The sequence below is a fragment of the Megasphaera sp. ASD88 genome (assembly GCF_002287425.1).
In the GTDB taxonomy this organism is placed as follows: domain Bacteria; phylum Bacillota; class Negativicutes; order Veillonellales; family Megasphaeraceae; genus Megasphaera; species Megasphaera stantonii.
In genome coordinates this window covers 20,066-31,595 of record NZ_NQXW01000011.1, presented here as the reverse complement: position 1 = coordinate 31,595, position 11,530 = coordinate 20,066, and the positions used below count along the sequence as shown (strand labels likewise).

Genomic DNA, 11,530 nt, shown 5'->3' with positions numbered 1-11,530 from the left:
TGCCGACTTATCAAATATGCGGGGTGCTACGGCTCGTAAATATCATCGTATTCCTTATGCCGTTTAAGCCACGCCGACGCATAGGAACACGACGCACCGGTTTTACAGCCTGTACTGCGGATATAGTCCGCCGCAGCCTGCACCAGCATTCCCGCCGTCCCCTGTCCCTGCTGCGACGGGTCGACGCCTGTATGGACAATATCGTACTTGCCGTTCTGATCCTGAAGGAAATCAATCTCGCCGACAGTCTTTCCTTCTTCATCTTCTATCCAAATTCGCTTGTCGCTGTATAACATCTTCATGGCATATCATCTCCTTTATTTTTAGTATATGCCATGAAGGCCGCCATGTATGTTGTTTTTACAACAGAAGTTATACTTCTTATCCTTAAAACGCATCCCATTCGGCAAAGCGCTCGTTCATGCGCTTTTTCTTTTGCTTCGCCTTTGCCGTCCCTTCTGACGCCGGGCCGAAGGGCATTTTTCCTGCTTCTACTGTGCGCTTATAGAACAGGGCGACGGCTTCTTCTTCGCTTAATCCCATGCGGGCAAAGATAGCCGCCGCTTCCTTGCGCAGCTGTTCATCTATCATCCTGGTGTTCCGCCCCTTTCTCCATACGCCTGCGATGGCGTTCTTCCGCTTCGCCGTTGATGCCGTCGAGAGTCGCCATATGCCCTACGGCATACAGCATTGTCTTCAGCATGACGACGCCCAGCACAGCTCCCGTACCTTCTCCCAGAGCCATGTCAGCGTGGATAGGCACGTCGTATTCATCTATACCGCACAGCCGCAAGGCCGCGCTCATGCCGGGCTCGCGGGAAATATGCGACGGCAGCGCATACTGCCGCACGTTTGGACGTGTCTTCACGGCGCAGGCCAGGGCTACGGCTGTAATAAATCCGTCGATGTAAAACGGCAGATGAACGTCGGCACAGGCCAGCATTGCGCCGTACAAGGCAACTAAGTCGAATCCGCCGACGCAGCGCAGGGCGTCCTCCGGCGTCTGGATTTCCTCTTTATATTTTTGCAGCGCCTCCTTGACGACCTGCTCTTTGTGAAACCAAAGGCGGTAATTGCCCTTAGACGAGCCGTGGCCGACGAGAAACGCGCTGCCAGCCGGCGCTATGGCCGTCAGCACGGCGGCCGACGTCGTCGTGTTTCCTATGCCCATTTCACCGAAGGACAGGATGTTGCATCCCCGGGCTTTCGCCGCTTCGACCCGTTCCCTGCCGACGGCGGCGGCGCGGGTAAATTGTTCCGTTGTCATCGCCGGCTGTACCGAAAAATCGGCCGTCCCTCTGGCGATTTTCCTGTCGACGCCGACGGCGTCTTCACTGTCGATGCCGACGTCTACGACTTCGTAGGGAATGCCGTGACAACGGCAGAAACAGGTCACAGCCGACGTTCCTTCCGTCATATGCACGCTCTGCATGTACGTAATATCAGACAGCTGAGCTACGACGCCGGAGCGGACGACGCCGTTGTCCGCGGCAAAGATAATATGGCGGGGACGAAGTTCCTCCTGAAAGGAGCCCCAGGCCAGGAAAACCTGACGCACCTGCTGCTCCAGCAGGCCCAGGCTTCCCGGCGGCTTGGCTAAGTTATGGAGCCGTTCGTCTACTTGCGCTGCAAAATCCATTATACCGTTATCCCTTTATAAGCCCAATAGGCGCGCCGCCGCGCCTCACCCTGCTCATCCAGCGCCGGCAGCGTTACGCCGTGGGGCCGGGCCTGTCCCGTTTCCTCTTCGATATGGACGAAGGATACGAAGCATTCCGCCGCCATGGCCCCGTCGGAGCGCCGCGTCATGGCGATATATGCGCCGACGCTCGTCGTCCCGGCATAGACGACGGTACTGGAAATGTCGATGGTGTCGCCTTTGCGGACCGGCCGGAGAAACCGCAGCCCGTCCAATCCCAGGCAGACGATATGGCCGCTGTTCAGAAAGCTTTGCACGGCCAGAAAGCCGCACTCGATCATATACGACGTCGCCTGCCCGGCAAACAGCGTATCATGCGGATTCAAGTCCTTTCCCAGTACCATATGGGCCGCCGATACGCGCTTGTCTATTCCCGTCATAGTCATTCCTCCCCAACTCACCGTTAATGTATCTATTGTATCATACTATAGCGAGGAAATAAGCCTATTCTAGCCTTGAAAATTCGTTTTTTTTATGTCAAAATAAAACAATATAGAGGGGGTATAGTATGTCTACGATTAAAGATATCGCTCGTGAAGCCGGCGTTTCCATCGCCACCGTTTCCATCGTCCTGAACGGCAAGGGACAGGAACGAAAAATTTCCAAGGAAACGCAGGCCCGGATACATCAAATCGCCAAACAGCTGAAATACGTGCCGAACCAGTCGGCTAAAAAGCTGCGGGCTACGCAGAAAAATAGTTACGCCATAGCGTTTTATTGGGCGACGGACTTCCGTATCAATTACCTGGCCCGTATTACGCTGGGTATTCAAAAAGAAATTATGCAGCAGAATAAGGTCGTCCACCTGACCGTCGTGCCCTACGAGGTCGACAACCTGAAAAAGCAGATGGAAACGACGCAGAATGAATTTTTTAACGGCATCATCATCGCCAATATGTCTAACGCCGACATGGAATATTTAAACTCCTGCGACATTTCCTATCCCGTCGTCCTGTTCAACAGGGAATCGCCGAAATACAGCAGCGTCACCATGGACAACTACGAAGTCGGCGCCCAGGTCGCCCGCCATTTTCTCGACAAGGGCATCTACGACGCCGGCGTGCTGACCCACGACACGACCTTCCCCATCATGCGCATGTGGATGAAAGGCTTTCTCGACACCTTTGCCGAAGCCGGCCATCCCGTTCCGGAGGAAAATATCGTCCTGTGCGACACGTCGTCGTCCAGCGCTATCGACGCGACGAAGAAGCTCTATGCAGAAAAGCGCCTGCCGAAGGCCATGTTCTGCGAATCCGACGTATTGGCTCACGGCATGTTGTTCGCCTGCCATGAATTGGGCGTTTCCATTCCCGGCGACGTAGAAGTATTTACCATCGGCATCAACATGGCCGAATTCAACGATTACGCCATTCCGTCCTTGTCCCGCATCGATATTCCCATGCGGGAAATCGGCGAAAAATGCCTCCATCTCCTCGTCGACCTCATCGAAAAGAAGACGCCGAATCCGACAGTCGTCTACGCCGAGGGCATTAAAATCATCGGCCAGTCGTCGCCGGAAGCCTAAGGGCCCGGTCGGAGGAGAGGGGATTCCGTTGCGCCGCTGCGGCAAACATGGTATACTGAACCTATCTTGGGGGAGTATGGGTTCTGGTGTGCCCTCTGGTCTTCAAAACCAGTATGAGGAGTTAAGAGCTTCTTAGGTAGGTTCGATTCCTACACTTTCCCGCCAACTACCCGACAAGGCAGCCCGCAAAGCCGCCTTGTCTTTTTTAGTATCTAGCCGCTCCGTTTGCCTTTGCAATAGAAGCAGCCCGATAAAAAAGCGAAGACCCGTAGTCGCGGTCTTCGCTGTTTTTACGTTATCCTTCGGCTACGGCCTTGGCAATTTCCGTGCAGATCAGGGGAAATTCGTCGTCCCGCAGCGTCCGTACGGACAGGCACAGCCGGTCTTGCTGCACTCTGGCGACGACGGGGACTTCGGCATGGCGCAGGCGGCGTTCTAATTCTGCCGCCGTCCGGCCTTCTGACGCGACGGCGGCGGCGTACCCCGGCAACGTATATTCCGGATAGGAACCGCCGCCGACCATGTCGCGGACCGGCACGGTCTGCACCTGCAGGGCCGCGTCGGCAGTCCGCAGCATTTGGGCCAGCATATCGGCTCGCCGCAGGCATTCCTTCTGGGTCCGCGCCAGCATCTGCAGCGCAGGGATAGACCGTATCGCCATGTCTTCGTCCCGGTACAGCTGCAGCGTCGCCTCCAAGGCGGCCAGGGTCATCTTATCGACCCGCAGGGCCCGCAGCAGCTGGTGCTGTTTCATCGGCTCGATATACTCGGCCTTGCCGACGATAATGCCGGCCTGCGGCCCGCCGAGGAGTTTGTCGCCGCTGAACATGACGACGTCGCAGCCTTGCTTCAGGACTTCCTTTACAGTCGGTTCATAGGGCAGGCCGAAGCGGCGCATGTCGACGAATAACCCGCTGCCCAGGTCGTTGATGAGGGGCAAACCGTTGGCGTGGGCCAGCTCGGCCAGTTCCTGGGCGGGCACACTTTCAGAAAAGCCTATGATGCGGTAATTGCTCGTATGGACTTTCATAATCGCGCCGGTACCTTCGCCGACGGCCCGGCTGTAGTCTGCCAGGTGGGTCTTATTGGTCGTCCCGACTTCCCGTATCGTGCCGCCGCTGGCTTCGATGACGTCAGGAATGCGGAACAGGCCGCCGATTTCCACGAGTTCTCCCCGGGAAATCACGACTTCCTTCCCCTGCGTCATCGACGTCAGGGCCAGCAGCACGGCGGCGGCGTTGTTATTGACGACGAGTACGTCTTCCGCCCCAGTCAGCTCTTTCAGCAGCGACTGCAGGTGGGCATAGCGGGAGCCGCGGCGCCCTTCGTCCAGATCGTATTCCAAGTTCGAGTACGACGCGGCGATTTCGCCTACGTGCCGTCCAATCTCCTCGCTCAGTACAGACCGGCCCAAATTCGTGTGAAGAATCGTCCCCGTGGCGTTGACGACTTTTTTCAGACGCAGGGATTTCTGCCGGCGGAAATAGGCCAGCACCATGGCGTCCAGCTCGTCCTCTGCCGGTACGTCGCGGCGGCGTTCGGCCAAAATGTCCCGGCGCAGGCCAGCCAATACGTCCTGTACGGCCTGTTTTATCAGGCTGCGGGACAGGTTTTGTTCCCATTCGGCCAGCACCGGACGCTGCAGCAGTACGTCTACCTTGGGAAGCTGCCGCAGCAGCTGTCTCGTATCTTGTTTCATTGCCTCACCTGCTTTCTATACAATCTGCGCCGTCGCCGAGGACTCGCCCTCCTTCGGCGCGCCGCGTCACGTGCTGTTCATCCATGTAATCCAGTAATTGAAGGGCCCCTTTGCGCCCGATGCCTAAGAGATCGCGGAAGGCAGCCAGCTCAATGGGCCCCTTTTCCCGCACGTAGCGGCATAAGCGGCGCACGGCATCGTCATAAAAGCGGCGCGCTACGGCATATTCCGGCGATAAGACCACAGCCGTCTTCCCCCGCATGGCTTCCAGCACGGCCCGGCCGTCGGCCCAGGGAGCCGTCAGGTCGCTGATCTTTACGGGCGTATAGCCCGATTGGACTAAGACCGCCGTCATGGCATCGCGGGCCTTTTTCTGCTCCAGCGTAAATACGACGCGGAACCGGCTGGCCGCTGCGACAGAGGCCTCTATGCGGCAGCTCCCGTCCCCTTCCATGAGGCGCAGGATTTCTCCGGCTTCTTTTTCCGACAAGGAGCCGCCCAAGCGGGAGCGGAACTCGCCGAGGGGCATACCCGGTCGCAGGGGATATTCCTTGTGATAGGCCAGCAGGAGCTGCACGGCCCGGCCTTTGAGCTTCTGATACGCGTCCCGATGGATATAGCCGGCCGCCGTCTCGTACAGCATTCCCTCTGCCAAAAGGCGGGCCGCGGCGGCGTCCAGCGCGGCGGCGTCTGCACCCAGAGCGGCCTGCACGTCGGCCTGACGGGCAAAGGATTTCGCCTTGTGGAGCAAATAATCGCAGAGCCCTTCGTCGAGTCTGCCGCTGTCCTTCGCTTTCAGGCTATTCAGCACGGCGTCCTTAAAGCGGCGGTGCTTGCGGGGATTGGCGTCCAGCACTTCGCCGCCGCCTATGGTGCGCATCGGGGAAAAGGTCCTCAGGATAAATCGATCCTTTGCTTTGACGACGATTTCATCCCCTTCCAGCCGCAGCTGCACAAAGCCTTCCTGTCCGGGCAGAATCGACTCCTCTCCCAGGGGGACGGCCCGGACCATGACCTCCTGCGTCCCGACGAGAAGGCGCAGGCGATCCCACATCTGAATCGGACAGTCCGCTCGCTTCAAGCAGGAAACCTTGGCATCGATCATTCTCGTCGGCGTCAAATCGGCGGAAGCGCACAGCACATCTCCGCGACGTACCTCATCGGTCCCTATGTTGGCCAAGTTGAGCGCCGTCCGCTGGCCCGCCTCGGCCTGTCCGACGTTTTGCTCATGGACCTGTATATTCCGGACCCGCACGGCTCGCTTCTCCGGATACAAAAACAGCTCGTCGCCGACGGACACAGCGCCGTCCAGCAGCGTCCCTGTCACGACGGTGCCGAAGCCCTTTACGGAAAAGGCGCGGTCGATATTCAGCCGGGCCGCGCCGTTGGAGCCACGTTCCGCCAGCCCTTCCGTCGTCGCCTGTATCTTGGCGACGAGGTCCGACAGGCCCCGGCCCGTAAGAGCGTCCGTCTCGACGATATCGGCGTCGGCGGCCGCCGTATCGGCCAGCTTGGCGCGAATGTCCTCCTTGACCAGCTCCCGCATGTCTTCGTCGACCGTATCGGCCTTCGTGACGACGACGAGATACTTCTCGATGCCCAGGAGCGTCAAAATATCCATATGCTCGACCGTCTGAGGCATGACGCCTTCATTGGCGTCTACGACCAGCAGCACCATGCCCAGTCCGGGCAGGCCGGCGACCATGTTCTTGATAAATCGCTCGTGGCCGGGAACGTCGACGATGCCGGCGCGCGTGCCGTCGGGCAGATCCAAATAGGCGAAGCCCAGGTTAATCGTCAGGCCCCTCCGTTTTTCTTCCTTCGTCGTATCCGTATCGATACCCGTCAGGGCCTTTACCAAAGTCGTCTTGCCATGATCTACGTGGCCGGCCGTCCCGATGACGACATGTCTTGCCATTTACGCACCGCCTCCCTGTTTTTCATAAGACACCTTCAACCCGTCCCGCGCGGCATGATACAAGCTCTCGCAGGCAAGGCCGCATTGCGCCAGCAGCGCCGTCAGCGCCCCTTCTTCCTCCAGGTCGTAGCGCAGGGAAAATCCGCAGCTGGCGTAAATTTTCCCCGGCGTCGGCACGATGCGGGCCTTGATCTGACGCCGCTTGGCTTCCGCCTCAGCCTGCATCGCGTCCTTCGTATTGTAAAACAAAGCGATGCCATACGTTTCCATAGGCCCTCCTACGGCTTGACAATACGGTCGGCCGTCCGCATCAGCTCGACGATGCGGTACATATTCGTGATTTCGCCGACGGCGACCTTATCCGTCAGCCCGTAGAAATTGAGGCAGGCGCCGCAGGCGTAAATCGGCACGCCCATCTGCGCCAGCTTCTGCAAATCTTCCAGTGATTCCGAGCCTTCCGTCACCAGGGGCACGCCGCCGTTGTAAAAGACGACGCACTGGGGCAGGACGTCCTGCTCCGTCAGGGTATACAGGAAGGTCTTGAGCAGGCTTTTGCCGAAGGCCTCGTCGCCGACGCCCATGTACGGCGAATTGACGACGACGATATACGAGTCGGCGGCCTTCGCCGTTTCGGCTGCCGAAGACGGTTCCGCCGTCTGCCCGTTCCTGGCAATGACGACGACGTAGCGCTGCGGCGATTCTTCCGTCAGCGTATATGTGCAGCCCAGCTGATCAGCCATTCGCTTCAAGTTTTCCGTCGCAATCCGGTTGTCCACAATCGTTTCCACTACGTCGTGCTCCTTCAGAGCTTTATGGGTTTGAATTACCGGAAGGGGGCAGGCCTTGCCCGTCATATCGATTTTAAACATGTTGCCATTCCTCCTTATACGATACGTTCTATTTCATCATGTTCCGACAATCTCACGTCTCCATGGCGGCAATATCCCGCAGGGCTCGTACGGCCGCCGCGACGTCGTCTTCCGTCGTAAACCGGGAAAAGGAAAAGCGCACGGCGCCGCGCCGCTCCGTATGGAGCTGCTCGTGCATGAGCGGGGCGCAGTGAAATCCAGACCGCGTCGCCATGCCGTATTGATCCCATAAGATATCGCTGACCAAGGCCGAATCGGCGTCGCCGACATTCAGGGCGTATACGCCGACGCGAGGGCCGGAAAAGTCGCCGTACAGCGTAACGTTCGGCAGCTCCCGAATTCCTTCCGTAAAGATGCGTCCCAGCCGTTCCTGATGACGGACTGCCGCCTCCAGGCCTTCGTCAAGCAGGGTCTGCACGCCTGCAGCCAGGCCGGCAATCCCAGCGACATTGGCCGTGCCTGCTTCGAATACGCCTGGAATCTCCTTCGGCTGTTCGCGGGCAAAGGAATGGACGCCGTCGCCGCCCGTAATATACGGCCGCACCTCCGCGTCCTTTCGGATGCAGACGCCGCCCGTTCCTCCCGGCCCATAGAGCGATTTATGGCCCGTAAAGCACAGGGCCGTGACGACGCCGTCAGACAAGTCGATAGGATAGGCCCCGGCCGATTGGGACGCATCGACGACGAGCATCAGGGAATGCTTGCGGCAGAAATCCTTGACGCGCTCCAAATCCACGACGTTGCCCGTCACGTTTGACGCATGGTTGCACACGACGGCCTTCGTCGATGGCCGCAGCTTCTGTTCCAGTTCGCCGTACTGCAGCGCGCCCGTACCGGCTTCCGAGCCTATAAAATCGACGGCCGTCCCCTGCTGCTCCAGCTGATACAGTGGCCGCAGGACGGCGTTGTGTTCCCATGTCGTCGTCAGGACGTGGTCGCCCGGACCGAGCAGCCCTTTCAGCACCATGTTGAGAGCCGCCGTAGAATTATGCGTAAAGGCCACGTCGTACTCGCCGCCGGCGTGAAACAGCGTTTTCACCAGCTCCTTCGCCTGCAGCGTCAGCCCGTAAGCCCGCAGTGAATAGGCGTGGGCGCCCCGGGAAGGATTGCCCAGCAGGCCGCCGCTGAGGGCGTCGTATACAGCCTGAGCCACAGCTAGCGGCTTCTGCGCCGTCGTCGCGGCATTGTCAAAGTAATACATGTCCATCGCTCCTTTCCGCAGAAATCCCAGCCAATTTCATTTGTTAAAAAAAGGCAGCTCGCAACGGAGCTGCCTTTTATCTTGCCTGTAGGCGAATTAGAGGCCAAAGCGGGCAAAAATCGTATCGACATGGCTGAGCATCTTATGAACGTCGAAGCAGGCTTCGATGTCTTCGTTGCTCATGAATTTAGCAATATCTTCGTCTTTTTTGAGGTTTTCCAGGAAATCTTCCCCTTCGAGCCAGCGTTTCATGGCGTTGCGCTGTACCCAGCGGTAAGCCTGTTCGCGGACCGCGCCCTTTTCGACGAGGGTGTTGAGAAGAATCGGGCTGTAGATGAGGCCGCCCGTCAGGTTCAGGTCCTGCATCATCTTTTCCGGATATACGATGAGGCGGTCGACGACGCGCGTAAAGGTCTGGAGCATGTAGTCGAGGGCAATGGTGCTGTCCGGCAGAATAACCCGTTCGACCGACGAATGGGAAATATCCCGTTCATGCCAGAGCGCTACGTCTTCCAGCGCCGCCTGGGCGTTGCCGCGGATGACGCGGGCCAGGCCGCACATGCGTTCACACGTAATAGGATTGCGTTTATGCGGCATGATGGACGAGCCCTTCTGTTTGGGGCTGAAATATTCTTCCGCTTCGCGGACTTCCGTGCGCTGGAGGTGGCGGATTTCCGTAGCGAATTTATCGATGGAGCTGGCAATGACGGCCAGTGTCGTCACGAATTCTGCATGGCGGTCGCGCTGCAGTGTCTGGGACGAAATCGGCGATGCGGCGATGCCCAGGTGTTCGCAGACGTATTTTTCTACGAAGGGGTCGACGTCGGCGTAGGTGCCGACAGCGCCGGAAATCTTGCCGACGGCAATCGTTTCCTTGGCCCGTTTCATGCGTTCGATGTTGCGTTCCGTTTCAGCCAGCCAGTTGCAGAGCTTGAGGCCGAAGGTCGTCGCTTCGGCATGGATGCCGTGGGTACGGCCGATGCAGGGCGTATATTTGAATTCAACGGCGCGGCGGCGCAGAACGTCGCGGAAATCTTCCAAATCCTTGATGAGGATGTCCGAAGCCTGTTTGAGCATGTAGCCCATGGCCGTGTCTTTTACGTCTGTCGACGTCAGGCCCAGGTGAACATATTTGCCGGCTTCGCCGATGTTTTCCGAAAGGGTGGAAACAAAGGCGGCAATATCATGATGTGTTTCCGCTTCGATTTCATGGATGCGTTCGACAGAAAACTTCGCTTTTTCGCGAATTTCCTTGGCCGCTTCCTTCGGCACGTTGCCGAGTTCGGCCTGGGCTTCGCTGGCCAGGATTTCTACCTGTTTCAGCGTATCCCATTCGTTGAATTCTGTCCAAATCTGACCCATTTCCGGTTTCGTATAGCGTTCAATCACGTTGAATCTCTCCTTTTTAGTTCATGAGTACGGTTGTAAAAAACTCACCAGTGCTATTATACACTATTTGTCATACCAAAGGTAGGGCAAAGTGCGCATTTCATCGGCAAAGAGCCCTTATTTTAGGGAAAAACCGCCGCAGGAGCCCGTATCTCCTGCAGCGGTTCTCTTATTCCTTATTCAATGATGAGCGCGCCGTCTTCGCGCTGCGCCGCATAGCCTACGATTTCCGCGCAGGGAATGGCCGACTGCAATTCCTGCAGCAAGGCCATGCAGTCCCGTTCCGAAACGGCGATGAGCAATCCTCCCGACGTCTGCGGATCGTACAGGACGTCCATCATAGCCCGGTCGATGTCACCCCTGACGATGACCTGCCCGTCCGTATAAGCCCGGTTGCGGTAGGCGCCGGCGGGAATAAAGCCCATGTCAGCCATTTCGCAGGCTTCGCTGTAATAGGGGACGCTTCCCGCCATGACGTGCAGCGTAAGGCCGCTTCCCCGGGCCATTTCAAAGGCGTGACCCAAAAAGCCGAAGCCCGTCACGTCGGTGCAGCCGCCAACGTCGTAGCGGACCATGATGTCCCTGGCCGCCTTGTTGAGCTGGGCCATTTGGCCGTACAGCTTGCGCAGCAGTCCTTCCTCCACCATATCTCCCTGGGCCGCCGTCATGAGGATGCCTACGCCTAAGGGCTTGGTCAAAATCAATACATCGCCTTCGCGGGCCGACGAATTGCGCAGGAGCTTCTGCGGATGGACGAAGCCCGTCACGGACAGGCCGTACTTGGGCTCCTTGTCTTCTATAGTATGGCCGCCTGTAATGAGGACGCCCGCTTCATAGGCCTTGTCATAGCCGCCCTGCAGGATCGCCCGGACGGCCTCCTTTCCCATCTGCGAATTGATGCACATGACGTTCATGGCCAGCTTCGGCTCGCCGCCCATAGCGTACACATCGCTCAGGGCGTTGGCCGCCGCAATTTGTCCAAATAAGAACGGGTCGTCGACGATGGGCGGAAAGAAATCGACGGTCTGCACCAAGGCCAATTCCTCGCTGACGACGTATACCGACGCGTCGTCGCTCTTATCGTAGCCGACGATCAGCCGTTCGTCATATCTTGTTGGAATACCTTCCAACAGCTGCGCCAGTTCCCCGGCGCCAATCTTAGCACCTCACCCCGAGCAGGACGCCATTTGAGTCAATTTGATCCTTTCATCCATAGCCGGCACCTCCCTT

The 11,530-nt window shown here is 58.1% G+C and carries 12 protein-coding genes and 1 tRNA gene; 2 read left to right on the top strand and 11 right to left on the bottom strand.

The window, feature by feature from the left end; all coding sequences use genetic code 11:
- Positions 1-26 precede the first annotated feature (26 nt).
- The 4 genes from CJ260_RS07215 to CJ260_RS07200 all read right to left on the bottom strand — a co-directional run bounded on the left by CJ260_RS07215 (position 27) and on the right by CJ260_RS07200 (position 2,079).
- Positions 27-302, bottom strand: coding sequence for a GNAT family N-acetyltransferase (locus tag CJ260_RS07215; protein WP_095629700.1), 276 nt, complete (start codon positions 300-302; stop codon positions 27-29).
- Positions 303-387: 85 nt separating this feature from the next.
- Positions 388-591 carry a type II toxin-antitoxin system RelB/DinJ family antitoxin gene (locus CJ260_RS07210; RefSeq protein ID WP_233127918.1) on the bottom strand — a complete coding sequence of 68 codons (204 nt, stop codon included), beginning with the start codon at positions 589-591 and terminating at the stop codon, positions 388-390.
- On the bottom strand, positions 581-1,639 hold the full coding sequence (locus CJ260_RS07205; protein ID WP_095629699.1) for a nicotinate-nucleotide--dimethylbenzimidazole phosphoribosyltransferase: 1,059 nt from the start codon (positions 1,637-1,639) through the stop codon (positions 581-583). Before CJ260_RS07205 ends, CJ260_RS07210 begins: the two co-directional genes overlap by 11 nt.
- Positions 1,639-2,079, bottom strand: coding sequence for an acyl-CoA thioesterase (locus CJ260_RS07200; protein ID WP_158221381.1), 441 nt, complete (start codon positions 2,077-2,079; stop codon positions 1,639-1,641). Before CJ260_RS07200 ends, CJ260_RS07205 begins: the two co-directional genes overlap by 1 nt.
- Positions 2,080-2,207: 128 nt before the next feature.
- Here CJ260_RS07200 and CJ260_RS07195 point away from each other — a divergent pair, with 128 nt between their 5' ends.
- Both CJ260_RS07195 and CJ260_RS12810 read left to right on the top strand, forming a co-directional pair.
- A complete protein-coding gene (locus tag CJ260_RS07195; protein ID WP_087478161.1) occupies positions 2,208-3,224 on the top strand; it encodes a LacI family DNA-binding transcriptional regulator in 1,017 nt (338 codons plus the stop codon).
- 68 nt (positions 3,225-3,292) lie between these two features.
- A tRNA-Sec gene (locus CJ260_RS12810) sits at positions 3,293-3,389 on the top strand.
- 130 nt (positions 3,390-3,519) lie between these two features.
- Here CJ260_RS12810 and selA read toward each other — a convergent pair.
- The 7 genes from selA to selD form a co-directional block, all read right to left on the bottom strand.
- On the bottom strand, positions 3,520-4,923 hold the full coding sequence (gene selA, locus CJ260_RS07190; RefSeq protein ID WP_095629697.1) for an L-seryl-tRNA(Sec) selenium transferase: 1,404 nt from the start codon (positions 4,921-4,923) through the stop codon (positions 3,520-3,522).
- A gap of 4 nt (positions 4,924-4,927) precedes the next feature.
- Positions 4,928-6,841 (bottom strand): selenocysteine-specific translation elongation factor, encoded by a 1,914-nt coding sequence (gene selB / locus CJ260_RS07185; protein ID WP_095629696.1) that lies wholly within the window; start codon positions 6,839-6,841, stop codon positions 4,928-4,930.
- Positions 6,842-7,111 carry a DUF3343 domain-containing protein gene (locus tag CJ260_RS07180; RefSeq protein ID WP_095629695.1) on the bottom strand — a complete coding sequence of 90 codons (270 nt, stop codon included), beginning with the start codon at positions 7,109-7,111 and terminating at the stop codon, positions 6,842-6,844.
- An 8-nt stretch (positions 7,112-7,119) separates the two neighbouring features.
- Positions 7,120-7,710, bottom strand: a complete 591-nt coding sequence (gene yedF / locus CJ260_RS07175; protein WP_095629694.1) for a sulfurtransferase-like selenium metabolism protein YedF — start codon at positions 7,708-7,710, stop codon at positions 7,120-7,122.
- A 52-nt stretch (positions 7,711-7,762) separates the two neighbouring features.
- On the bottom strand, positions 7,763-8,911 hold the full coding sequence (locus tag CJ260_RS07170) for an aminotransferase class V-fold PLP-dependent enzyme (protein WP_095629693.1): 1,149 nt from the start codon (positions 8,909-8,911) through the stop codon (positions 7,763-7,765).
- A gap of 96 nt (positions 8,912-9,007) precedes the next feature.
- Complete coding sequence (gene purB / locus CJ260_RS07165; protein WP_095629692.1) at positions 9,008-10,300, bottom strand: adenylosuccinate lyase; 1,293 nt, start codon at positions 10,298-10,300, stop codon at positions 9,008-9,010.
- Positions 10,301-10,476: 176 nt separating this feature from the next.
- The gene (gene selD, locus CJ260_RS07160; RefSeq protein ID WP_095629691.1) at positions 10,477-11,514 is read right to left on the bottom strand and encodes a selenide, water dikinase SelD; all 1,038 of its coding nucleotides are present in this window, start codon (positions 11,512-11,514) and stop codon (positions 10,477-10,479) included.
- Positions 11,515-11,530: the final 16 nt, after the last annotated feature.

Coding starts and splice junctions, on each gene's coding strand:
- CJ260_RS07215 (WP_095629700.1), bottom strand. CDS start 302: ATGAAGATGTTATACAGCGACAAGCGAATTTGGATAGAAGATGAAGAA.
- CJ260_RS07205 (WP_095629699.1), bottom strand. CDS start 1,639: ATGGATTTTGCAGCGCAAGTAGACGAACGGCTCCATAACTTAGCCAAG.
- CJ260_RS07200 (WP_158221381.1), bottom strand. CDS start 2,079: ATGACGGGAATAGACAAGCGCGTATCGGCGGCCCATATGGTACTGGGA.
- CJ260_RS07210 (WP_233127918.1), bottom strand. CDS start 591: ATGATAGATGAACAGCTGCGCAAGGAAGCGGCGGCTATCTTTGCCCGC.
- selB (WP_095629696.1), bottom strand. CDS start 6,841: ATGGCAAGACATGTCGTCATCGGGACGGCCGGCCACGTAGATCATGGC.
- CJ260_RS07180 (WP_095629695.1), bottom strand. CDS start 7,111: ATGGAAACGTATGGCATCGCTTTGTTTTACAATACGAAGGACGCGATG.
- CJ260_RS07195 (WP_087478161.1), top strand. CDS start 2,208: ATGTCTACGATTAAAGATATCGCTCGTGAAGCCGGCGTTTCCATCGCC.
- selA (WP_095629697.1), bottom strand. CDS start 4,923: ATGAAACAAGATACGAGACAGCTGCTGCGGCAGCTTCCCAAGGTAGAC.
- yedF (WP_095629694.1), bottom strand. CDS start 7,710: ATGTTTAAAATCGATATGACGGGCAAGGCCTGCCCCCTTCCGGTAATT.
- CJ260_RS07170 (WP_095629693.1), bottom strand. CDS start 8,911: ATGTATTACTTTGACAATGCCGCGACGACGGCGCAGAAGCCGCTAGCT.